Below are 24,018 nucleotides of genomic sequence, written 5' to 3'. Positions count from 1 at the left end.
TGCAAAAAATTTTAAAATTCAATTTGATTATTAATGCTTTTTAACTTCTCAGAAATATAAGATCACTTTTGACGATAATTCAAACCATTCCACATACAAATACACTGCTTCCAGACAGATTCATACTCGACTTAAATCCCTAATTATTGTCACTTAAAACGATTAATTTCCTCTAATTTTAAAGTTAATTAAAGGCTAAATAAGTCCAAAATACCTATAACAGTATCTAATTTCAATAGATTTGCAAACCTGAATTGATCATTATTTAAACTCATGTCAAAAGAAAAACTTAGAAAAGATAAAACCTGTCTCAATTGTAATCACGCTGTTATCGAGCGTTTTTGCCCTAACTGCGGACAAGAAAACACAAAAACAAGTAAATCTTTTCATAACTTGTTTGTTCATTTTTTTGAAGACTTAACCCATTATGACAATGCTTTTTGGAGAACAATATTCTATTTATTTTTTAAACCTGCAGCTTTAACAATCGCTTATCTATCTGGAAAGCGTTTGTCTTTTTTGGCTCCAATACGACTTTATATTTTTATCAGTTTTATAACTTTTTTACTAATCTCACTATTCCCTCTAGATTCAGCCGTAAAAAGTGAAACTAAAAAAGATCAGGTTATTGTTCCTTCACTAGATTCTTTACATATTGAAGAAAAAAGTGTTGATGGACTTACAAAAGTGGGTATTCTTTCCCAAAAAAATAATGACACTATTAAAAAAATACTTCAACAAACCGAAGAAATTGACAAAAAAGAAGTTGCAGATTTTGGATATAAATCCATTAATGAATTAGACTCGATACAAAAAAATGGAACCGAAAAAGTAAAAGTCACCTCAACCGAATATTGGTTCCTAAAAAAATGGCTTGCCGTAAAAGAGGAAAATACAAATGAAGAAATTATTGAAAAATTCAGTGATTCTTTTACCAATAATCTACCAAAAGTATTGTTTATGTATATGCCTGTTTTTGCCTTAATTTTATGGCTTTTCCATCATAAGAAAAAATGGGTGTATTTTGACAACGGAATTTTCACTTTGCATTATTTTTCTTTCTTGCTATTACTCATTTTAATACTATTTTTCATAAATAAATTTTTCCTGTTATTTGACAGTACTCCAATTTTAGAATGGATTCATTTCAGCATAAAAGCAGTTGGGACATTTTGGATGATTTATTATTTCTTCCCGGCACACCGCCGCTTTTACAAAGAAAAAATCATGATTTCTTTATTCAAAAGTAGTGCGATAATAATTATAAATCTACTTATTATAACTGTTCTAGTGGTGCTATTTGCGTTGTACACCTACATTAATATACACTAAAATTAACCCATGATAAATAACCATACGTAAGTAAACAATAGCGTCACTCATTATTCTCTTCTAGGTTGTTGTGATTGTCACCACCTATTCCGTAATGGTTATTTTCTTCGTCTTCACTTCCGGAATTTTCAAATTCATCATCTAATTCTGAACCAGGAATATCTAAATCAGCCCCAGAAACATCCTCTTCAAAATCTTTCTCATTCAATTCTCTGACATTATTTATTTCAACAGCTGCCTTATTTTTAGAAATATCCTCAGGATCTATTTCTATCTCTTTTTGAAATTGGTTATAAATATCCTCACTTGGCGGATATAAAAGAGAATCCGGGACTTTATTTTTATCTTCCTTATCCAGTTTTCCTTTATGAGAACCCGATTTATCGTCACTATTTTCCATTTTACTATTTTATTTAATTGATTTACAATACACTAAGTTAATCATTTTTAAACAAAAATATGTTTTATAAATATTAAAAAACAGCCTGCCGTTCAATGATTTTACAATATAAAAATGAGGTTTTGAATCCAAAAAGTAAAATATTCTATTCTAAAACATAGAAAAGGATGTTTTGTTTTTAAAGGTTTTCATACGAATATTCACAGCTTTTTAATTTCCCAAAATTCTATTTTTGAAGAGGTCAAATGTTTGTCTTAAATGGGTATTAAGTAATAAAAAAACAATGACAATAAGCATAAGATAGCAAATAACGGTAAAGATTTCCATATTGGACAATAAAATCGATTGTTTTGAAACCGAACTGATAATTTGTTTCATCGCTAAGTTGAATTACCATTGCATTAGTAATTATTTTTTTTTTTAATATCCCTAAACCTATTTTTTGTTTAGGGATATTTTTAAAAAAAACGTTTTTTTTGTAGCCTAAAATCTATATCTTTTTTCATTTAATACATCATAAATGACTAACTTTAAACAACTTAATTATTTTTTGAATTACAAAAAAGTATTTTAATTGGTATTTCAAGCAATTACAAAATAAGTATATGAGCATTACTATTTTGAATAAATTTTATCAAATCTTTTACTTTTTAAAATTTCTCAATTTCAATTAATGGCAAACTTTTAAAAACGACTAAAAATGGAAACTAAAAAAACAATTTATCAGTTACATGAAGAGCACAAAACATGGTTAAACAAACTTTTGTTCTACAATGATGAACTTAAAATTATGGATAAGCGAATTTTGGAGGTCGCAGAAAAAAACACGTCTAGCGAAGTTCGTTCCTTAGCTGATCATTTTATTAACCAACTAACAATTCAAAAGGAACAAATTGACATCTTGAGTCATGATATTAATAGCCACGAAATGTTTCTTGAGGCAGCAACGCATGATAATGCGAATTCTATAGACCATGAACGATTTTCTGACCATAAAAAACACCGAGAAAGCATAGCAACTTTTGAAAAACTGTTTAAAGAATTGAGGGAAGAATTAATTGACTTTTTATCAAAATGGATGTGAATTACAATTGGTAAAAAAGAAGCAAATATCTCGTAATACAAATCAAGGGCAAGCCTTCTATGGCTATTTGTGCGCTGGGAATTCTAATTTTCACATTGATGCACAACCATTTACAATAATGAAGCCCGAAATACCTTCTTGCTAACTGATTAAGTCCTAAAAAAATATTATTCCAAATTTGGTTATTAACCGCTAGTATCGTAATATTGCAATATAAATATATAACGATGGGAATTACTAAATCAGAACATTTCACAGACGAGCAAAACGAACTGGCAACATTAGCGAAAGCCATAGGTCATCCCGCCCGTATTGCCATTATTCAGCACCTAATCAACGTAAACAGTTGTATGTGCGGCGATATCGTAAACGAATTGCCATTAGCACAACCTACCGTTTCGCAGCACTTGAAAGAACTAAAAAATGCCGGACTTATAAAAGGAAATTTTGAAGGAAATGCTATCTGTTATTGTCTCAACGAAGAAGGTTTTAATAAAATAAAAAGTTTTTTTCAACACATCAATACCTATTTAGAAAATAAAAAAAATCAATGTTGTTAATTTTTAAATTATAAAAAAATGAAACTATCAGAAATTAAAAAACAGTTGAGCACGTTAGACAACGTTGCTTTTGTATTGCCAAATGGAACTTATGTTCCAGAGCATTTTCACGTAACTGAGGTGGGACTTATCACTCGGAATTTTATTGATTGCGGAGGAAAAGTTAGAAATGAGAGCGTGGTAAACTTCCAGTTGTGGGATGCCAATGATTTTGAGCATCGTTTGAAACCAAAAAAGCTTTTGGATATAATTGCATTGTCCGAAAAAGTTTTGGGTATTGAAGATTATGAAGTAGAAGTAGAATTTCAAGGCGAAACAATTGGAAAATACGATATTGGTTTCAATGGAACAGCATTCACTTTATTAAACAAACAAACGGCTTGTTTGGCCCAAGATCAATGTGGAATTCCTGCCGAAAAACAAAAAGCAAAACTATCCGAAATTCCAACACAATCTAGCTGTTGTACTCCCGGAGGAGGCTGCTGTTAATTCTTAAAATTATAAAATGACTTTAACCAAAACCATCCTATTTGCAGAAATAGAAACAATAATCCGTTCTTTGGATCTTGAAAGTGTACTAGCTGAGCGCAAAATTATTTTGCAACCACTTATTGATTTTATTCAAAACAAAGTTAACAAGCAACAAGAAATCAGACTTAACTTGATTTGCACCCACAATTCGAGAAGAAGCCATCTATCTCAAGTTTGGGCGCAAACAGCAGCGGCACATTTCAATATCAAAAATGTATTCTGCTATTCTGGGGGAACTGAAGCCACTGCTTTATTTCCTATGGCGGCCAAAACATTGGAACAATCAGGATTTAAAATTAAAATCATTGCTGAGGGGAGTAATCCAATTTATGCCATAAAATATGCGCCAAACGAGCATCCTATTATTTGTTTTTCCAAAACCTATGATGATGATTTTAATCCCCAAAGTGAATTTGCAGCGATATTGACTTGTTCGCAAGCAGATGGAGGTTGCCCGTTTATCGCAGGTGCTGAAATGCGTATTCCAATCACATTTGAAGATCCAAAAGCATTTGACAATACACCCCAACAAGCAGAAAAATATCAGGAACGCAGTTTACAAATTGCAACCGAAATGTTCTATGTTTTCTCTAAAATAAAATCATAATAATGGCAGCTAAAAAAAGATTAAATTTTCTTGACAGTTACTTGACACTTTGGATATTTCTGGCAATGGCAATTGGTGTTTCCATAGGATACTTTATACCTTCGAGCAGTGGTTTCATCAATTCGTTTTCAAGTGGAACGACAAACATTCCCCTGGCAATCGGTCTAATACTAATGATGTATCCCCCTTTGACAAAAATTGATTTTTCGAAAATTCCTCAAATGTTTGAGAAGCCAAAATTACTGACTGCTTCTTTTTTAATCACCTGGCTTGTTGGTCCGTTTTTAATGTTTTTATTGGCCACTTTCTTTTTGAAAGATTATCCGGAATACATGACCGGTTTAATTATAATTGGTATTGCCCCTTGCATTGCAATGGTAATTGTATGGAATGAACTAGCCGAAGGAAATAGGGAATTAACGGCCGGTTTAATCGGAATTAATAGTTTGCTTCAAGTGTTTTTCTTTGGTTTATATGCCTATTTTTATCTGGAAATCATGTTGCCATTATTCGGAATAAAAGGGTTGGAACTAAATATTACCGTGGCACAAATTGCTACAACCGTTGGTATTTATTTAGGAATTCCATTCACATTAGCGGTGATTAGCCGTTATACCATTAAGAAATTCATTGGCGACAAATGGTTTAATCAAAAGTTCATTCCATTTGTATCTCCAATAACCTTGATTGCATTGCTTTTTACAATAGTAATCATGTTTAGTTTAAAAGGCGAAATGATTGTTGATTTGCCACTGGATGTAATTAGAATTGCCATTCCTCTAGTCATTTTCTTTACCATTATGTTTTTCCTGATGTTTTTTGTTTCCAAAAAAGTAGGGGCTAATTATAGAGATGCGGTTGCACTTTCATTCACAGCATCCGGTAATAATTTCGAATTGGCAATTGCAGTTTCCATTGGAGTTTTTGGTATCAATAGCGGACAAGCATTTGCCGGAGTTATAGGTCCATTAGTGGAAGTCCCGGCTTTAATCATTTTAGTAAATGTTGCCTTTTGGTTGCGAAAAAAATACTACCAATCTAAGTAATTTCTAAAGGAAAATTTTAAAATAATACGTACATAATTCTAAATTAACACAAAGCTCCCAAACACTATTTTGGGAGCTTTTTTTTGTCAAAATATCACTTTAACCCCCAATTACAAAATACTTTTATGCACCAAAACAATACTTTAATTATAAATACCCTATTTAAAACTCCCTTTTTTGAAGAATTGCTAATAAATTTCAAAATCATATAATTAAGTATTTTAATTACGTATTAATACTTATATTTGCATAATAATACTTAATTAACGAGTCATGATTAAAGTAATAGTAGTCGGAAACGGCATGGTAGGTTACAAATTTTGTGAAAAATTCATTGCAAAATCTCGACAGGAAGAATATCAACTCACCGTATTTGGCGAAGAGCCAAGACGCGCATACGATAGAGTTCACTTGAGCGAATACTTTGCAGGGAAAAGCGCTGACGACTTATCACTATCAACCTCAAATTGGTATGAAGAAAATAACATTACGCTAAACACCTCTGAATTAATCACTGATATTAACAGAGAACAAAAAACGATACATACTCATTTAGAAAAAACACATACCTACGACTACTTAGTTTTAGCTACAGGTTCAGCTGCTTTTGTGCCGCCTATTGAAGGTGTTGATAAAGAAGGAGTTTTTGTTTACAGAACCATAGAGGATTTGGATGCAATTATGGCATACGCCAAAAAAATAAAACAAAAAGGAGCCACTGAAGCTGCTGTACTTGGTGGCGGATTGTTAGGACTTGAAGCCGCTAAAGCTGTTTATGATTTAGGACTAAATCCGCATGTTGTGGAATTTGCTCCTCGATTGATGCCGAGACAACTGGACAAAGGTGCCAGTGATATGTTACAGTCAAAAATCGAAGAACTCAACATTAGCATTCATCTTAATAAATCAACACAATACATTGCAGGTGAAGATGCCATCACAGGAATGATGTTTGAGGGAGAAAACCTCCTGAAAGTGGATATGCTGGTAATTTCGGCGGGGATAAAACCACGAGACGAATTAGGCAGGGTTTCCGGGTTGGAAGTAGGCGTGCGAGGAGGAATTGTGGTAAATAACAAAATGCAATCTTCTGACCCTTATATCTATGCTATAGGAGAAGTAGCACTTTACAATCATATGATTTATGGTCTAGTCTCTCCTGGATATGAGATGGCCGATGTAGCCGCTGAACAAATCCTGCAAGGGGCAAAAACGATGAGGGAAACCATCGATATGTCTACACAATTAAAATTAATTGGTGTTGAAGTTGCGAGTTTTGGTGATCCTTTTATAGAAAATGAGGAGGCAACCGCCATTGTTTACGAAAATAAATTAAGTGGAATTTATAAAAGAATCAATGTTACCAAAGATTCCACAACCCTATTAGGCGGAATTTTAGTAGGTGATTCAAGCGATTATAATGCATTGTTCCAAATTTATAGCAATGCCATGCCATTACCAAAAAACCCGGAAGATTTAATTCTTGGTTCAAGAGGCGGTGAAACAGCGTCATTTGGCAGTGCCATGGACTTACCGGATACTGCGGTAATTTGTTCTTGTGAAAATGTTACTAAAGGAGCTATTTGCTGTTCAATCATCGATGAAACTTGCGCTACTCTTGGAGAAGTGGTAAAGCATACAAAAGCAACAACAGGCTGCGGAGGATGTAAACCTATGGTAGTAGATTTGGTAAAAGCAACTCAAAAATCTTTAGGAAAAGAAGTAAAAGATGTCATTTGCGAGCACTTTGCTTACAACCGACAAGAATTATACGACATTATAAAAATCAACAAATTTACCAGTCATAATGAAGTATTAGGAGTAGTAGGAAAAGGAGATGGTTGCGAGGTTTGTAAACCAGTTCTCTCTTCTATATTTTCTAGTATTTACAATGACACAGCCAATAAGCATGTAACGGCTCAGGATTCTAATGACAGATTCCTGGCAAATATTCAACGCAATGGTACCTACTCTGTTGTACCAAGAATTGCGGGTGGCGAAATTACAGCTGATAAATTAATCGTTATTGGGGAAGTAGCCAAAGAATATGATTTATATACCAAAATTACTGGAGGACAACGTATTGACTTATTTGGAGCACATCTAAATGACTTACCTGTCATTTGGAAAAAACTAATTGACAATGGTTTCGAAAGTGGTCATGCTTATGGAAAATCACTGCGTACCGTAAAAAGTTGTGTTGGAAATGCTTGGTGTCGTTACGGAATGGATGAAAGCGCCGGTTTTGCCATCGAATTAGAAAATAGATACAAAGGACTTCGTTCCCCGCATAAAATAAAAGGAGGCGTTTCTGCCTGTATCCGCGAATGTGCCGAAGCAAGAGGAAAAGATTTTGGTTTAATTGCCGTAGAAGGCGGTTGGAATCTTTACATCTGCGGTAATGGCGGTGCAAATCCAAAACACGCTGTCTTGCTTGCTGAACAAATCGACAGAGAAACATGCATCAAGTATTTAGACCGTTTTTTGATGTATTATATTCGAACTGCAGGTCCATTAGTACGTACCTCAACTTGGTTCGAGAAACTGGAAGGCGGTTTAGAATATTTGAAGGAAGTGGTTATTGATGACAGTTTAGGAATTGCTGCTGCCTTAGAAAATGAAATGCAAGGGTTGGTAGATACTTTTGAATGTGAATGGAAACAAGCTATTGAAGATCCTGAAATGATGAAACGTTTTAGCCATTTTACGAATTCGGAAGAAACTGACGATAACATTGCATTTATTCCACTTAGAGATCAAAAAATGCCTAAGTCTTGGTAATTCGACGTATTTAAAGAAAAAACAACTACTACATTATATACAACTAATTAACTTTCAGCTCTCGGCTCCCTCTATTTTGAAGAGGGGCTGGAGGAGGAAAAAATTAAAAGATTTTTAAAATGGAAAACATTCTAAATCAATACGAAAACGTTTCTCAAAATGAGGTAAAAATATGGTTCAAGGCAGGAAACACCTCAGACTTTCCTAGTAATGGTGGTGGTTGCATCAAATACAAAAACAAGCAAATAGCCATTATAAAATTTGACCGAAGAAACGAATGGTATGCCTGTCAAAACTTATGTCCGCATAAAATGGAAATGGTACTTTCAAGAGGAATGATTGGTTCTGCTGAGGATATTCCTAAAATAGCTTGCCCTATGCACAAAAAAACATTTTCTCTTGTAGATGGTTCTAATCTGAATGGGGATGATTTAAAAATAGCAACCTATCCCGTAAAAATTGTAGATGACGAGGTTTTCGTTGGCTTTTTGGATTAATTATGTATCTTTGATTTCAAACATTTTAAATGACCACAACGCCATTCCAGAACGCTAGTAAATGGATTGATGCAGAAAACGCTCAAGATCCAAACCACGAAATATATCAAGAAAAAAGCTATCCAAAAGAATTATTATATTCGAATCGAATGTATGAAAGACTTATGAATTTTCATCCACATGCATCCGAAGCAGTTCAAATAGCCTCTAAGGCACAACACATTTGTCGCTGGAAAATTGCTAGAGAATCCTACCCAATGGATCGTGTGGGTTATTTAAGATGGCGAGAGGATTTGAAAAAATTTCATGCTAAAACTACAGCAACAATTTTAGAAAAAGCAGAGTACGATGACGCTTTTATTGATCGGGTCTCCTTTCTAATCGAAAAAAAATTACTTAAAAAAGACGAAGAAACACAGCTATTAGAAGACGTTATATGCCTAGTATTTCTGGAATTTTATTTAGACCCTTTTGTCCACAAACATGACAGGGAGAAAATGAAAAACATCATTCTCAAAACCTGGAATAAAATGTCTGAAAAAGGACATCAGGAGGCACTAAAAATAAACTTCAGTCCTGAAAATCTTGCATTGATAAAAGAGGCTCTCGGATTGTAATTAGTTTTCAATATGAAAAAAAGCGTCAAAGGATCTATCGATACTATTTCATTTAAAAGCTTAAGGTCATTGTATCTTTTCGCCTTATTGACCATTGCCATTACGGTATTGTTAAGTCAATTATTGATACAATACAATCTCAACAGTCAATTGAGCGACTCCCGAATCATAAATATTTCAGGGAAGCAAAGAATGCTGAGCCAGAAGTTAGGAAAAGAAGTTTTGATACTGAATTTTGTTGCGGATACGACCAAAAAAAAGGAAGAAATCAGTACGATCAGGGAAACGCTTTCACTTTGGAAAACGACGCATTATAATTTAGAAAAAGGAAATGACAGCCTTGGTTTTCCTAGGAAAAAAAGCGCAACCCTTTCCGAATTATTTAGGATAATTAAACCTAATTTTGACAGTATTGTTAATGCCACTACCCTTTTTTTAGAAAATAAAAAACGTAACATAAAGGAGTCTGAAAATCAAAAATTAGTTCAATCCATACTTGAAAATCAAGTGGTTTTCCTGTCTAAAATGAACCAAATTGTTAATGAATACGACAAAGAGGCGCTGGAAAAAGTAACCCAGCAAAGTAAAACTGAATATGCAATTTTAGCTTTTACATTATTAATTTTACTACTCGAGTTCATGTTCATTTTTAAACCTACAAACCAGAAAGTAGAAAAACTGATCGCAAAACTACTACTCTCCGAAAAAAAAGCATTAAAGCTCGCTTACAATACGGAGATAATTAGTGAAGTAAAAGAAAATTCTGTTAAAGAACTAAAATCACTTAATTATGCCATGGAGAATACATTGCTTTATTGTCGTGTTGCGCCTGATGGAACGGTGATTCATATTGGCGAAAAATTCTCTAAACTACTACAATACAATCCATTTATTTCTGACAAAACATTCTCACAGGTTTTGACTCCAATAGAAAAAGAGCAAGTGGTAATTGACCGTATTATTGCCGAAAAGCAACGCAGTGGCTGGCAAGGAGAACTCAATATTACCAATAGAAAAGGAGAATCACTTTGGCTGGATCTATCAATGGTTCCGGTGACCATAAAAAAAGATGAATCTGAATTGCTTATTATATGCTTTGACATCACCGAACGCAAGAAAGCGGAACAGGAAGTCGAACGACTGAACACAGAAAATGTAACCGATAAAATCAATCAGCAGAAAATCATTTCTAGTAAAATTGTTGAAAATCAAGAAAATGAACAAAACCGAATTGCCAGAGAAATCCATGACGGCATAGGCCAAATGCTTACTGGATTAAAATTTAGTCTGGAAAGTATCAATCTGGATGATAAAGAAAAATCGGCCCAGAAAATCGACTACCTGAAAAAATTATCGCTGGATATTATAAAAGGAGTCCGAACGGCCACTTTCAACTTGATGCCGCCGGAATTGAGCGATCATGGTATCAATTCTGCACTGGCAAAACTCGCACAGGAATTATCAAAATTAACGGGCAAAAACATCCTTTTTTATAATAAAACAAATTTTGATCAGCGACTGGATTCCCTAATAGAAATCAACATTTACAGGCTCACGCAAGAAGCAATTAACAACGCCATTAAATATGCTGATTCTACTCATATTATCGTACAATTGTCTCATAGCGATTCTATATTAAGTATCACAATCGATGATAACGGGAAAGGTTTTGACATTAATGAGGCAGAAAAAAAGCGAAACAGCGAGTCCGGCATGGGATTGCTTTTTATGAAAGAAAGGATTCAATATATTAATGGTCGGGTTTTTATTAACTCTATTCTAGGTGAAGGAACCCGAATCACTTTCAATATTCCTATATAATCCTGCTAATTTTACAAAATTCACTCTTTTTTCACTCCAAATAAAATAATTTCATCAGAATACGTATCTTAGCTTAATATTTAGGTTAATATACGTAATAATCATATTTCAAAATTAAGTAAGTTATGAGTAATACTATTCGAGTGGTTCTGGCAGATGATCATGTATTTGTAAGAGATGGTATCAAATCATTATTAGAGAACGAAGCCAACATAGAAGTTGCAGGAGAAGCTACAGACGGTCTAGAGGCGTTAAAAATAGTAGAAACAGCAAAACCTGACTTACTGATTTTAGACATTCGCATGCCTAACATGACCGGTATTGAAGTAGTCGAAAAATTGCGAAGCCAAAACAATATGGTTAAAATTGTTATGCTTTCAATGCACGAGTCAGAAGAATACGTATTAAAATCAATCAAAGCAGGAGCTGATGGATACTTACTTAAGGGTTCCAGCAAAGAAGAGTTCCTCAAAGCAGTTCATACCGTTGCTAATGGAGGAAAATACTTTAGTGGTGATATTTCATCCATATTAATTGGCCAACTCAGCAATCCATCCGGTGCGGTAGAAACAAAACAATTACTAGATGAAGAACTGATAACCAAAAGAGAAAAGGAAATCCTTAAACTTTTATTGTCCGGAAAAGGGAATAAGGAAATTGCCGAAGCTTTGGATATTAGTAAACGAACCGCTGAAGTGCACCGTTTTAACTTGATGAAAAAATTGAAAGTAAAAAACCTTATGGAACTTTCTAATAAAGCAACTGAATATTCCTTGTTATAGCCCTTTTAAAGACACCTTTTTATTTCAGGCAACGATGAATACGTATCAATTAATATAAAAATACGTATAAATACTTAATTATTTTCATAAAACTGTGTTTTAGCAGATTTTAAATACGTTTTAATACTTAATTTTGACAAAAAATATAAGTATTATGAAAAATTCAAACTCATTATCGCAATCACATAAAATTTTGTTTTTAAATACGCTTGCATTTACTATATGTTTTGCATGTTGGACTTTAAATGGGGTTTTAGTTACCTTCTTAGTAGACAATGGTATTTTTAAATGGAGCGTTGTCCAAGTGGGATGGCTCCTTGGAATTCCAATTCTGACCGGTTCTATTATGCGTTTGCCAATCGGTATTTTGACTGACAAGTTTGGCGGAAAATATGTTTTTTCAATTCTACTCCTACTCTGCTCTATTCCGTTGTTTTTACTTCCTTTAGCGGATAGTTTTTTCATGTTTGCCCTTCTAAGCTTTTTCTTTGGAATGGTAGGAACCAGTTTTGCTGTCGGTATTGGATTTACTTCTATATGGTACCCAAAAGAATGGCAAGGTAGAGCATTAGGTATTTTTGGAATGGGAAATGCAGGAGCTGCCATAACCACTTTTATTGCGCCATCGCTGCTGAACCATTTTTCAGTCGAAGACCCGCAAAATGGCTGGAAATTATTACCGGTTATTTACGGTGCAGCTTTGGTAATTATTGGTATTGTTTTTTTAATTTTTGCAAAAAACAAAAAAATAGAAAACCAAACAAAAACGGTAACTCAAATGCTTCACTCTTTAAAAAGTGCTCGCGTTTGGAGATTTGGAGCCTATTACTTCTTAGTATTTGGATGCTTTGTAGCCTATTCCCAATGGTTATTACCCAACTTTATGAACGTGTATCAAACGAGTTTAGTTATGGGTGGTTTATTTGCTACGATGTTCAGCTTACCTTCTGGCGTGATTCGTGCTTTTGGGGGTTACTTATCAGATAAATTCGGTGCCCGAAAAGTAATGTATTGGGTGCTATCCTCTTCGGTGGTATTGAGTGCTTTGCTGATGGTTCCAAAAATGGATATTACTACAACCGGTCCCGGTGTAATGGCAACAAAAAAAGGAACAGTTACTGCCATTTCTGACACTAATGTGAAAATTGGTGAGAAAGATTTCCTAATCGCTCAAAAAGTAGAAAAACCTATAGAAAGCTCCATTTTTCCCATACGGACTTCATGGCAGCAAGTGGTTGTATCCCAAAATCAAGAAGTGAAGAAAAAAGAATTGGTTGCTAAGGGAATAACTCACATCCGTTTCGATGCTAATATGTGGGTGTACTTAGTTTTAGTAATCCTCATTGGTATTTCTTGGGGAATTGGGAAAGCTGCCGTTTACAAACACATTCCTGAATATTTCCCGACAGAAGTGGGGGTTGTAGGTGGAATGGTAGGAATGATAGGTGGATTGGGCGGATTTTTTGGACCAATTATCTTCGGATATTTATTGACTGCAACCGGTGTTTGGTCGAGCTCATGGATATTTGTTCTTCTATTTTCAGCTATATGCCTGATTTGGATGCATTATACCGTAACCAAAATCATGAACGAAAAACAACCTGATTTATCTAAAGTGATGGAAAGACAATCTTCCAGAAAATAAAAAAAAAAGACTTATGCAGAAAGCCTTTGAATGCGTTCAAAGGCTTTTTTTTTTGTATTCAATAGACGTATATTTGATTTTTAAATCAATTCCAAATGATTCCAAAATAGCGAATCTTTAATTTGGCATTCAAAATACAAATAATGAAAGAACAAGAAACTAGTGTAAAAATACTCTTTAGGTTTTTTAGTGCTATTTTAAATGATCGGACTGTTGAAAATTTATGGGCAACCACTATTAACGCCGAAGAAGGATTGTACAAACTGGATAATATCCCTTTTTATGCTTCTGTTTCCTGTGGCGATATTGTATTAGCCGAATTTGACGAAACAGAAAACAAATTGACTTATAGAGAAACGATTATACATTCTGGAAATTCAACTATCCAAGTTATTCTAAAAGATAAATCTTATGTGGTAAATGATGTACGCGAATTTTTCACTAGTTTGTGTTGCGAATCTGAAAAGTTCAACGACGATTACTTCGTTATAGAAATCCTAGCTGCTGCAGATTATACTCCAATTAGAGAGAAACTAATGGAACTGGAAGAAAACAATATAATAACGTATGCAGAACCCAATTTGTCAAAAAACCATTGGTACTAAATTATGTTTAGATCACAGAATGAATTCTTGATTCACAATAAGCATCATTAAAATCAAAATCCCCGTAATGATAATCATTACGGGGATTTAACCATAAACAAATTAAATAAAACTAACTTTTATACACCATTCCCATGTCTTCAATGGAGAATTTATCAGTTAATAGGTGTAATAACTTATCTCTTAACTCTATATATTCGGGCATTTTTACGATTTCGATTTTGTTTCTTGGTCTTGGCAAATGAACCTCAACTATTTCTCTGATGGTTGAAGCCGGACCGTTATTCAATACCACAATTCTATCGGATAAGAACAATGCTTCTTCAATATCATGCGTAATCATTACAATCGTTTTGTCTCTGTTATTCAAATTCCATAATTTCAAAACTTCTAATTGCATGGTTCCTTTAGTAAGTGCATCTAAAGCTCCAAAAGGCTCATCCAATAATAAAACGCCTGGATTTATAGAAAATGCTCTTGCGATTGCTACCCTTTGTTTCATTCCGCCGGATAATTGCCCAGGTAATTTATCTTTGTGTTCGTATAAATTAACCATTTTAAGGTTTTTCTCTACGATTTCCTGTTTCTCTTTTTTAGAACAATTCATTACCGAATCAACTGCTTGAAAAATGTTTTGTTCTACAGTCATCCAGGGTAAAAGGGAATAATTTTGAAAAACAATTCCGCGATCTGGTCCTGGCCCTTTTATTTTTTGATTGTCTAATTCAACTGTTCCGCCTGTTGGCGTTAGCATTCCTGCAATAGCATTCATAATTGTTGATTTCCCACATCCTGAATGTCCAATGATGGATACAATTTCTCCTTTTTTGATAGAAAGATTAATATCTCTTACTGCAATATATTTCCCTTTTGGAGTTGGAAACGAAATTTCCAAATCTTTGATTTCTAAATAGCTCATGATCTTTTTATTTAAATGATTTAATGATGAAAAATTAAATCGTTGTTGGTTAATAGTGAATTGGTCGTTTTATGGGTTTGGGTGAGTGATGGCAGTGGAGCTCTTTTTTTATTAATTACCACGGGTCATAACCCGTGGCAATTGATAAAAAAAAGCGGGAACGTACAGCACGACCCGTAGTTTTACGGAGGGGCACGCCTAGATTATTATGCTTTGTAAGCCACTTTATTTTCGATATAAGTAAATAATTTATCAAAAAGTAATCCTACAATACCTATGATTATGATGGCTGATATTACTTTTTCGAGACTTAATGCATTCCAGCTGTCCCAAACAAAAAAACCAATTCCTGCACCGCCAGATAACATTTCACCGGCAACAATTACTAACCATGCAACACTGATGCTTAAACGCAATCCGGTAATGATATGAGGCAAACTGTAGGGTATTAAAATTTTGGTCAGGTAACGCATTTTGGTAAAACCAAAAGCTTTAGCTACGTTTTTATGATCTTGCGGAATCGACGCTACACCAAAAGAGGTATTTATAAGTGTAGACCACAATGAGGTAATAAAAACAATAAATATAGTAGCCATACCGGTATCTTTGAACACAACCAAACCTATAGGAAACCAAGCTAACGGAGAAACAGGTTTTAAAAGTTGAACAATTGGATAAAAAATTTGTTTGCATATTGAACTTGCTCCCATCAGTATACCAATAGGAATAGCGATTAATGAACCCAATAAAAATCCTATTAACACTGTTTTTATGGAACTGAATAATTGCAGTCCAATTCCTTTGTCATTAGGACCATAATCATAAAAAGGGTCGCTTACCATTTCATATAAAACAGTCAATGTTGCTTTTGGGCCAGGCAGCGCATCTTTACTATAATAACTTAGTAGGCTCCAGAATCCTGCAAAAACCAACAAACCTAAACTGGCTAATGCCAATGATTTTATTTTTACAAGTACTGTATTAAGGATCAATTTGAATTTAATATTTTCAGATGCCACTGCATTATTGCTTTCAGTCGAAACGCTAATTACTTGGTCGAAGGCATCAACGGTTAATGTGTTTTTATCAGACATTTTATTAAAATTTTAGTTCAATTAGGCATTTTGTATTCTTTAAACCCCGTATTTTACTGTAACCATACATAAGACGGCATGACTACAGTAATTAAGGATCCCATATATTCTATTCTATCTTTTTACAACTTTTAAGTAGGCTGCAGGATTTGATGGGTCAAAAACAGTTTTATCCATGGTTAGAGAAAACGGTTTCATGTCGTCATTAGGAATTTTTATTTTCATGCTCTTAGCAACTTCTTCATACAAATCCTGCAGGATTAATTTATCGGCAATTGCAGCGTAATTTGGTGCTTCTTTCAAATATCCGAATCGTACAAACTGTGCCATTGCCCAAATTGCATACGATTTACGAGGATAATTAACAGTACCGCCTTTGTGAAACAGCATATAATCTTTGGCATATACTTGAGTTCCTTGGTTGCAACCTAAATTGTAATCTCCCATTAGTCTGGCTTCGATAACATCAGCTGGAGCATTTACATAAGGTGCTCTACCGATAATTGAAGCTGCTTTTTTACGATTTGACGGATTGTCTAACCAGATACAAGCTTCCATAACCGCTTTCATCACTTTTACTAAATCAGCTTTTCTTTTTGTGCTGAAATCTTTGTTTACCACCAAAGCTTTTTCAGGATGATCTTTCCAAATGTCCTGAGAAGCAACTTGTGTAAATCCGATTCCTTGTTTTACAGCAACACCACCCCATGGCTCTCCAACACAAAAACCATCCATGTTACCCACTTTCATATTCGCAACCATTTGAGGAGGCGGAATCGTGATAATTTTTACTGCTTTTTGATTCAAACCGGCGATAGACATCCAGTTGCGCAGCCATAAATCGTGTGTTCCTCCGGGGAAAGTCATTGCAAAAGTCACTTCTTTCTCCGCTTTTAATTTAGCCGCAACCACTGGTGTTACTTTATTCATTTGTTTGAAGCCCACTTTGCCACAAAAATCATTAGAAAGTGTTATGGCTTGACCGTTTACATTCAACATCATCGCTATTTTCATTTCAGAACCGGCTTTGCCCCCTACTCCTGTGTACACTGAAAATGGCATGGAATACAAACAATGTGCTCCGTCTAATTCGCCAGTCAGGATTTTATCACGAACATTTGCCCAAGACGATTCTTTGGTTACTACAACCTCTACTCCGTATTTTTTAAACAAGCCTAATTCTTTTGCCATAACAATTGGAGAACAATCCGTTAAGGGAATAAACCCTAATCGTACTGGATCATTTTGGCCACTTATTTTTGTAAAAGCGGCACTTACGACTAACAAAATCATCGTTGATGCCGTTAAAAGGTTTGCTATTTGTTTTTTTATAGTTTTCATGTTGAATTGATTTAAAATTAATGAGAATTATTTTTTAGCTAAAAAATTAGGTTTAATGTTAAGCATCACATAAGCAAATTGTGGGCTAAGATCCGGGTTTGTAACATTCTTAACCGCTGCTGACGCCATAGAATTCGTAGCTTTCATGATAGAATAACCGGCTTCGATATTGATCATTTTAGTCAGATTATATTTTACAAGCATATCAACTTCAGTTCCTAGATAAGAATCTAACTCTCCTCCAGTACCATTAGATAATGTATTTGCTGACTGAAAACCATGAACATCTAATTGTAAAGTAAGATTGTCTCTCATATTATATTTAGCTTTGAAGAAGTAGTTTAGCAATCCTTGTTTTCCAAAACCATTTGCAGCGTAGAAATAATCCATGCTTCCCCAAAATTTGTGTGGAGTTCCATAAAGCGGGTCAAAAAGATTGCTTTGTGAAGTAGCTGTTACCGCTTTTGTCCCATCAGTTCCTGATAAATAATCAATTCCAGGTCCTACAAATAATTTTCTCCCTACTTGTAATGTTGATGTAATCGACGCCAGATTAGCGCTTACAGAACGCCCATCTTTGTCATGTCCACCTTGATGATAAAGGCTTCCCGCGATATTAATTTTTCTTGTTGGATTCGTATTAAAGTAAAAACCAGTTGTATTACGGCTCCAAACTCCTTCTCCATAAACTTTAGTAGTTACAGCCGGAGTTCCAGAAGTTACGCTTGTATATTTATTAAAATCATCTTTGAAGAATAAAAATGAGATATCACCAAAGGAAAATTTCTTACCCAAATACGCATACTGAAACGATTTATACATGGTTCCAATTCCGTTTGTACCAGCACCATAAGCGGTTGGAACACCATTATAAACTGTTCCTGTATTGCCTTCTTTGTTTTGATTGAATGCTGCTCCAACATCAGCGATCCAGCCTTCATTCGCAAATTTGAAAACAATAGCATCATGACGTCTTCCTTGTTGTAACCAATCTAGACCTCCCAATACTTTTTGGTCGTCATAAGAAATTTCCTGACGCCCTATTTTTAAAGATAAGTTTTGGACAGTGCTTATAGTATCGTTTAACATAATCTCTCCCCAAGCCTCGTGCAAAAGGATTCCATTATTTGCTTCGGTAGTAGTCCTGTTTATAGAAGAAGCATCTTGTCCCCAAACGCGTACATCTTGCAATGCCATAAAAACTTTAAATCGATATCCTGTAAAACCTATGTTTAATCGTGCTCTTTGAGAATTGAATAAGGCAGCTTTATCACCCTCTTTTTGCAATGTTCCTTGTCCCGCTCTTAGCTCGGTTCTCTCTCTGATTTGTCCTGTTGCTGTAAATTGTGCTTTCGCTTCGTTTTGACTTAATGCTGTTAAGGCAATTCCCAAAAAAAGTGATTTTGAAATTTTTCCTATTTTTAAACGTTGAATCCCTGCCAATGTGGTTTTAAACTTTTGCATAGTCTTATGTTTTAATTAGTATGAAGCAAATTTAAATAAGTATTAATACTTAGTCGTCATCTAAATAACAGGAGAAAATAGCTTTTTAACACTTAAAACAACGGGATTAAAACGGTTTTACTTCTGCTATTTGACAGAAAAAGGCAAGAACAGTAACAATACTGTGGCTTTAGAATCATCAAACATCTAGTGAAAAATACGTATAACAAAAATTTATAGTGTAGAAATCAAGTCAATCGGCTTTTAGAAAGATAAAAAGCGATTCTATATATTAATAAAAGAAAGGAAGATTGCGCGTTCTCCAGAAGGAGATGGCATGCTGAAAGGAAAAGGATGAAGACAAAAAAAGGCGGGATTTATTCTTGTATCTATTTGTGTTCTTTAATTTCTGATCTTAATTTGTCAGGATTAACTAAGCCTATTTTCTTACCGACAGTTTTTATAAGCAGTTCTTTTTTTAAACTTGATATTACCCGAATTACTTGTTCATCATTGGTTCCTGCAAAATCAGCAATCTCTTTTCGGGATAAATCAAGTTCTATTACGCCATTGATTTGTCCAAATTTTCTATGGATATACAACAAGGTATCAATCACTCTCTCACGTACATTCATTTGCGCAATTTTACGGATATTATTCTCGCTTTTATTCAATTCTTCTGCATAAAACAGCATTAGATCAAATGTAAATTCAGGAACATTATGAAGTATTTCCAGCATATCTTCATTACTGAAATTACACAATGTGGTATCTTCCAGCGCATACGCACCAATGAGATAGCGCTTACTGGTCCCGAAACCTCTGAAACCAACCGTATCGCCATCTTTGGTTAATCTCACAATTTGTTCCCTTCCGTTAATACCTGTTTTCACCGTTTTTACTTTTCCTTTATGGATAAAGTACAAACCCTGAATAGGCGCGCCTTCAATAATAAATTGCTGCGCTTTTTTACAAGTAAAACTGCGTTTTCTGTCAATATAGCTTTTCATTTGTTCTAAATGAATATGTTTTTTAATGAAGCAATTTTCATTCACACAGCTGGTACAAGTGGCTAATTCTTCTTTCATACTACGCTACTATTTGTTTATAAAAGGCCCTAGACAACCGTGAACGGACAAAGCAATATACTATTCGCAATTCTTCATTACCATTTTTTAATTTGAATAATGCAATGTCTCGGTTTAAATTTAAAATTGGTACTGAGACAATTCAGGGCTCCAATTTATTTTAACCAAAAATATAAAATAAAATTCATTTAATACGTATTAATACGTAAAAATACTTATTTTTACACTTTCATAAGATAGATAGAGAATACATACCAGGCTTTCATTATTAATAAAGAAATTCAATAATGCAAAATTCAGAAATAAAAACCACGTGTTCCTATTGTGGAGTAGGTTGCGGAATTATAGTAACCAATGATGCAAAAAATGGAGTAACCGTTACGGGAGATAAAGACCATCCCGTAAATAAAGGGATGCTTTGCTCAAAAGGGATGAACTTGCATTATGTGGTGAACGATACTTCAGATCGAATTCTTTATCCCGAAATGAGATGGAGCAAATCTCATCCCATGGAAAGAGTGAGCTGGGACACCGCGCTAGATCGTGCGGCAGCCGTTTTTTCGGCTATCATAAAAAAACACGGTCCTGACAGTGTTGGGTTCTACATTTCCGGACAATGCCTTACTGAGGAATACTATTTGGTAAACAAACTGGTAAAAGGGTTCCTGAAAACCAATAATATCGATACTAACTCTCGTTTGTGCATGAGTTCAGCGGTGGCGGGCTACAAGAAAACATTTGGTGAAGATTCTGTACCAATCGCTTACGACGATATTGAACTGGCAGATACTTTTTTGATAACAGGAGCTAATCCTGCTTGGTGTCACCCTATTCTTTTTAGACGAATCGAACAACACAAGGAAAAAAATCCGAAAACAAAAATCATCGTTGTTGATCCTCGAAAAACAGATTCGGCTTTAGCTGCCGATTTGCATTTACAAATCATTCCGGGTACTGATATTATTTTGTACCATGCTTTGGCAAAAAGGCTAATCGAAAAAGGATATGCCGACAATGATTTCATTAAAAACCATACTGAAAATTTCAAATTATACAAGGATTTAGTTCTTTCCAGTTCCCTGGAAAAAGCATCTAAACTTTGTGGAGTTCCTTTGAATGACATTAAATTAGCGGCCGACATCATTGGTAAAGCCAAAGGATTTCTTTCGCTTTGGGCCATGGGATTGAATCAAAGTGCTATTGGCGTAGATAAAAATACCGCATTACTTAATCTTTCTTTACTAACCGGACAAATAGGAAAACCAGGTTCCGGACCTTTTTCATTGACTGGACAACCCAACGCAATGGGCGGTCGTGAAGTGGGTGGTATGGCAAACTTACTCGCAGTTCATAAAGAATTGAACAATCCCGTTCACCGAAAAGAAGTCGCTGATTTTTGGGGAGTTGACGGGATTTCTGAAAAACCGGGATTAACGGCTACGGAAATGTTTGATGCCTTAGAATCCGGAAAAATGAAAGCGATTTGGGTTATCTGTACCAATCCGTTAGTGAGTTTACCAGACTCTCGCAGAGTAGAAAAAGCATTGGCTAATGCCAAATTTGTAGTTGTTCAGGACATTTCTCATAATGCGGATACCTCAAAATTTGCCGATTTATTATTACCCGCAGCTGGTTGGTTAGAAAAAGAAGGTACGATGACCAACTCTGAAAGACGAATATCCTATTTGCCAAAGGGCATCAATGCACCGGGAGAAGCACTGCCTGATGTGGAAATTCTGACTCGTTTTGCTAAAAAAATGAATTTCACAGGATTCAATTTCAACAGTACCGAAGATATCTATAAGGAATATTGTTTAATGACAAAAAACACCACAATTGATATTTCCTTTTTAAATTACAATCGTCTAAAAAACGAAGGGACCTTTCAATGGCCTGTCCCTGATTACGGACATCCCGGAACGCCGCGTTTATTTACCGATAAAAAATTCTATACGCCATCGGAAAAAGCGATATTTAATCTGCCGACAGCGATTGAAAATACCTCCGAACAACCAAATGACAGGTTTCCGTTTATTTTAACAACCGGGCGCATTCGTGATCAATGGCATACGATGACGAAAACGGGAAAAGTATCCCGCTTGATGACCCATATACCAAGTCCCGTGCTTGAAATAAATCCTATTGATGCCTATAAAGCATCCATAAAAAACGGAGATATTGTTGTGGTAACCAGCAAAAACGGGACTGTTCGTGTAAAAGCAAAAGTGGCTGACACCATAAGAGAAGGCGTTGTTTTCCTACCGATGCACTGGGGAAAACAATTGGAAAATGATTTGAATAGAACAAATAATTTAACGAATACGCTTGTAGATCCTGTTTCAAAAGAACCTGATTTTAAGTTTACTACCGTTTCCGTGGCCAAATACGTGAAACCTTTCGAAAAAATCTCGGTTGTAGGTGCTGGAGCAGCTGCTTTCCGATTTATTCAGAACTACAGAGAAATCAACACTTCGGATGAAATTATTGTTTTTTCGAATGAAGAGAATCCTTTTTACAACCGAGTTTTACTACCGGAATATGTAACTGCAGAACTTTCTTGGGAACAGCTTTTAAAAATAAAAGACGAAGCTTTACGCCACTTAAATATCACGATGAAATCTGGCGTTTCAATTGACAACATCAATACTAAAGAAAATATAATTCTAGATAGTGACGGCATTACCCATTCTTTCGACTCCTTAATATTAGCAACAGGAAGCCGCCCTTTTATTCCCGAAAATGCACAATTGCATTTACCCGGACGATTCACCATCAGAAAAAAAGAAGATGCAGACCGCTTGAAAAACTATCTGGATAACACTAATTTAATTCCCGAAGAGCAGCATGTAGTTATCGTTGGCGGCGGATTATTAGGATTGGAATTGGCTGCAGCCTTAAAACATAAAAAAGTAAAAATTACGATAATTCAAAGGGCTTCCCGATTAATGGAACGCCAATTAGACCGAATTTCGAGTAAATTACTTGCCGAAGAAGTCCAACTTCGTGATATTCAAATTTATTTTGATAATGAAGTCAGTACCGTGTTCGAAACAGATAATCCAAATGAAATAGAAATCGCGCTCAAAAGTGGTCGTATCATAACTGCTAATGCCATCGTATACACCATTGGAACCATCCCAAATATAGAATTAGCCAAAGAATCCGGCATTTCCTGTGGGCGTGGCGTAAAAGTAAACCAGTATTTGCAATCCTCGAATCCAAACATTTTTGCCATTGGTGAAATCGCTGAATTCAACAACCAGTTATTCGGAATAACATCGGCAGCTGAAGAACAAGCGGATGTCTTGGCAAATTATATGGCCGGAGATATCAGCAGCTTTTATAAAGGTTCGGTGTTGATGAATATTCTGAAACTCGAAGACATTAATTTGTGCAGTATTGGCGAAATAGAAATCCCTGACAATGATGATTCATACGAAGAAATTGTGTTTGCTGATTTAGGAAAAAGATACTATAAAAAATGTATCGTCAAAAATGACTTATTAGTAGGTGCTATTTTAATGGGTGATAAAAATGAGTTTGCGGAGTTCAAAACAATGATCGAAAGCAAAATCGAATTATCTGATAAAAGAAACACTTTGCTGAGAGGAAGTTCGAATACAAAACCAGTAATAGGCAAATTAGTTTGCTCTTGCAGTCAGGTAGGAAGCGGAAATATTGAAGAAGCCATAAAAAGCGGCGTTACTAATTTTACTGAATTATGCAAAACCACCGGAGCCGGATTAGGTTGTGGAAGTTGTAAAACTGAAGTGAAAGAAATATTAGCGAAGATTAAATAAATTAGTTTTCAAGTCTCAGTCTCAG

The 24,018-nt window shown here is 34.9% G+C and carries 20 protein-coding genes; 14 read left to right on the top strand and 6 right to left on the bottom strand.

Annotated features, from left to right (window positions below):
- Nucleotides 1–273: 273 nt before the first annotated feature.
- The gene (locus BUC23_RS08420; protein WP_073208374.1) at nt 274–1,332 is read left to right on the top strand and encodes a DUF3667 domain-containing protein; all 1,059 of its coding nucleotides are present in this window, start codon (nt 274–276) and stop codon (nt 1,330–1,332) included.
- Between the two features lie 43 nt (nt 1,333–1,375).
- On the opposite strand, the gene BUC23_RS08415 is transcribed toward BUC23_RS08420, so the two are convergent.
- Nucleotides 1,376–1,732: a hypothetical protein gene (locus BUC23_RS08415; protein WP_073208372.1), complete on the bottom strand. Its 357-nt coding sequence runs from the start codon at nt 1,730–1,732 to the stop codon at nt 1,376–1,378.
- A gap of 700 nt (nt 1,733–2,432) precedes the next feature.
- On the opposite strand from BUC23_RS08415, the gene BUC23_RS08410 reads away from it, so the two are divergent.
- From BUC23_RS08410 to BUC23_RS08355, 12 genes are all read left to right on the top strand, one after another.
- Nucleotides 2,433–2,816, top strand: a complete 384-nt coding sequence (locus tag BUC23_RS08410; protein WP_073208368.1) for a hypothetical protein — start codon at nt 2,433–2,435, stop codon at nt 2,814–2,816.
- Nucleotides 2,817–3,043: 227 nt separating this feature from the next.
- Nucleotides 3,044–3,376: an ArsR/SmtB family transcription factor gene (locus BUC23_RS08405; RefSeq protein ID WP_073208364.1), complete on the top strand. Its 333-nt coding sequence runs from the start codon at nt 3,044–3,046 to the stop codon at nt 3,374–3,376.
- Between the two features lie 18 nt (nt 3,377–3,394).
- Complete coding sequence (locus BUC23_RS08400; RefSeq protein ID WP_073208359.1) at nt 3,395–3,865, top strand: DUF6428 family protein; 471 nt, start codon at nt 3,395–3,397, stop codon at nt 3,863–3,865.
- 16 nt (nt 3,866–3,881) lie between these two features.
- Entirely contained in the window at nt 3,882–4,514 is a 633-nt protein-coding gene (locus BUC23_RS08395; RefSeq protein WP_208609312.1) for an arsenate-mycothiol transferase ArsC, read from the top strand.
- 2 nt (nt 4,515–4,516) lie between these two features.
- Nucleotides 4,517–5,560: an ACR3 family arsenite efflux transporter gene (gene arsB, locus BUC23_RS08390; protein WP_073208357.1), complete on the top strand. Its 1,044-nt coding sequence runs from the start codon at nt 4,517–4,519 to the stop codon at nt 5,558–5,560.
- A gap of 273 nt (nt 5,561–5,833) precedes the next feature.
- Complete coding sequence (nirB, locus tag BUC23_RS08385; protein WP_073208354.1) at nt 5,834–8,341, top strand: nitrite reductase large subunit NirB; 2,508 nt, start codon at nt 5,834–5,836, stop codon at nt 8,339–8,341.
- Between the two features lie 119 nt (nt 8,342–8,460).
- Nucleotides 8,461–8,838, top strand: coding sequence for a nitrite reductase small subunit NirD (nirD, locus tag BUC23_RS08380; protein ID WP_073208351.1), 378 nt, complete (start codon nt 8,461–8,463; stop codon nt 8,836–8,838).
- Nucleotides 8,839–8,867: 29 nt separating this feature from the next.
- On the top strand, nt 8,868–9,455 hold the full coding sequence (locus BUC23_RS08375; RefSeq protein WP_073208348.1) for a DUF4202 domain-containing protein: 588 nt from the start codon (nt 8,868–8,870) through the stop codon (nt 9,453–9,455).
- Between the two features lie 12 nt (nt 9,456–9,467).
- Nucleotides 9,468–11,276: a sensor histidine kinase gene (locus BUC23_RS08370; protein WP_073208345.1), complete on the top strand. Its 1,809-nt coding sequence runs from the start codon at nt 9,468–9,470 to the stop codon at nt 11,274–11,276.
- 125 nt (nt 11,277–11,401) lie between these two features.
- A complete protein-coding gene (locus tag BUC23_RS08365; protein WP_073208341.1) occupies nt 11,402–12,058 on the top strand; it encodes a response regulator transcription factor in 657 nt (218 codons plus the stop codon).
- 154 nt (nt 12,059–12,212) lie between these two features.
- Complete coding sequence (locus BUC23_RS08360; RefSeq protein ID WP_073208338.1) at nt 12,213–13,703, top strand: MFS transporter; 1,491 nt, start codon at nt 12,213–12,215, stop codon at nt 13,701–13,703.
- 143 nt (nt 13,704–13,846) lie between these two features.
- Nucleotides 13,847–14,308, top strand: coding sequence for a DUF4265 domain-containing protein (locus BUC23_RS08355; protein WP_073208334.1), 462 nt, complete (start codon nt 13,847–13,849; stop codon nt 14,306–14,308).
- 112 nt (nt 14,309–14,420) lie between these two features.
- Here the strand turns inward: BUC23_RS08355 and BUC23_RS08350 are convergent, their stop codons facing one another.
- The 5 genes from BUC23_RS08350 to BUC23_RS08330 all read right to left on the bottom strand — a co-directional run bounded on the left by BUC23_RS08350 (nt 14,421) and on the right by BUC23_RS08330 (nt 20,193).
- On the bottom strand, nt 14,421–15,227 hold the full coding sequence (locus tag BUC23_RS08350) for an ABC transporter ATP-binding protein (RefSeq protein WP_073208330.1): 807 nt from the start codon (nt 15,225–15,227) through the stop codon (nt 14,421–14,423).
- Between the two features lie 206 nt (nt 15,228–15,433).
- Nucleotides 15,434–16,321, bottom strand: a complete 888-nt coding sequence (ntrB, locus tag BUC23_RS08345) for a nitrate ABC transporter permease (RefSeq protein WP_073208327.1) — start codon at nt 16,319–16,321, stop codon at nt 15,434–15,436.
- Nucleotides 16,322–16,435: 114 nt separating this feature from the next.
- Nucleotides 16,436–17,662, bottom strand: coding sequence for a CmpA/NrtA family ABC transporter substrate-binding protein (locus BUC23_RS08340; protein ID WP_073208324.1), 1,227 nt, complete (start codon nt 17,660–17,662; stop codon nt 16,436–16,438).
- Nucleotides 17,663–17,689: 27 nt separating this feature from the next.
- A complete protein-coding gene (locus tag BUC23_RS08335; RefSeq protein ID WP_208609311.1) occupies nt 17,690–19,126 on the bottom strand; it encodes an alginate export family protein in 1,437 nt (478 codons plus the stop codon).
- Nucleotides 19,127–19,494: 368 nt separating this feature from the next.
- Nucleotides 19,495–20,193 carry a Crp/Fnr family transcriptional regulator gene (locus BUC23_RS08330; protein WP_073208321.1) on the bottom strand — a complete coding sequence of 233 codons (699 nt, stop codon included), beginning with the start codon at nt 20,191–20,193 and terminating at the stop codon, nt 19,495–19,497.
- Nucleotides 20,194–20,480: 287 nt separating this feature from the next.
- Here BUC23_RS08330 and BUC23_RS08325 point away from each other — a divergent pair, with 287 nt between their 5' ends.
- Nucleotides 20,481–23,993 (top strand): nitrate reductase, encoded by a 3,513-nt coding sequence (locus tag BUC23_RS08325; RefSeq protein ID WP_073208318.1) that lies wholly within the window; start codon nt 20,481–20,483, stop codon nt 23,991–23,993.
- The last annotated feature ends 25 nt before the right edge of the window (nt 23,994–24,018 follow it).

Source organism: Flavobacterium xinjiangense (assembly GCF_900142885.1).
GTDB lineage: Bacteria > Bacteroidota > Bacteroidia > Flavobacteriales > Flavobacteriaceae > Flavobacterium > Flavobacterium xinjiangense.
The sequence above is the reverse complement of the archived record's forward strand: the minus strand, read 5'-3'. Positions and strand labels throughout refer to the sequence as shown.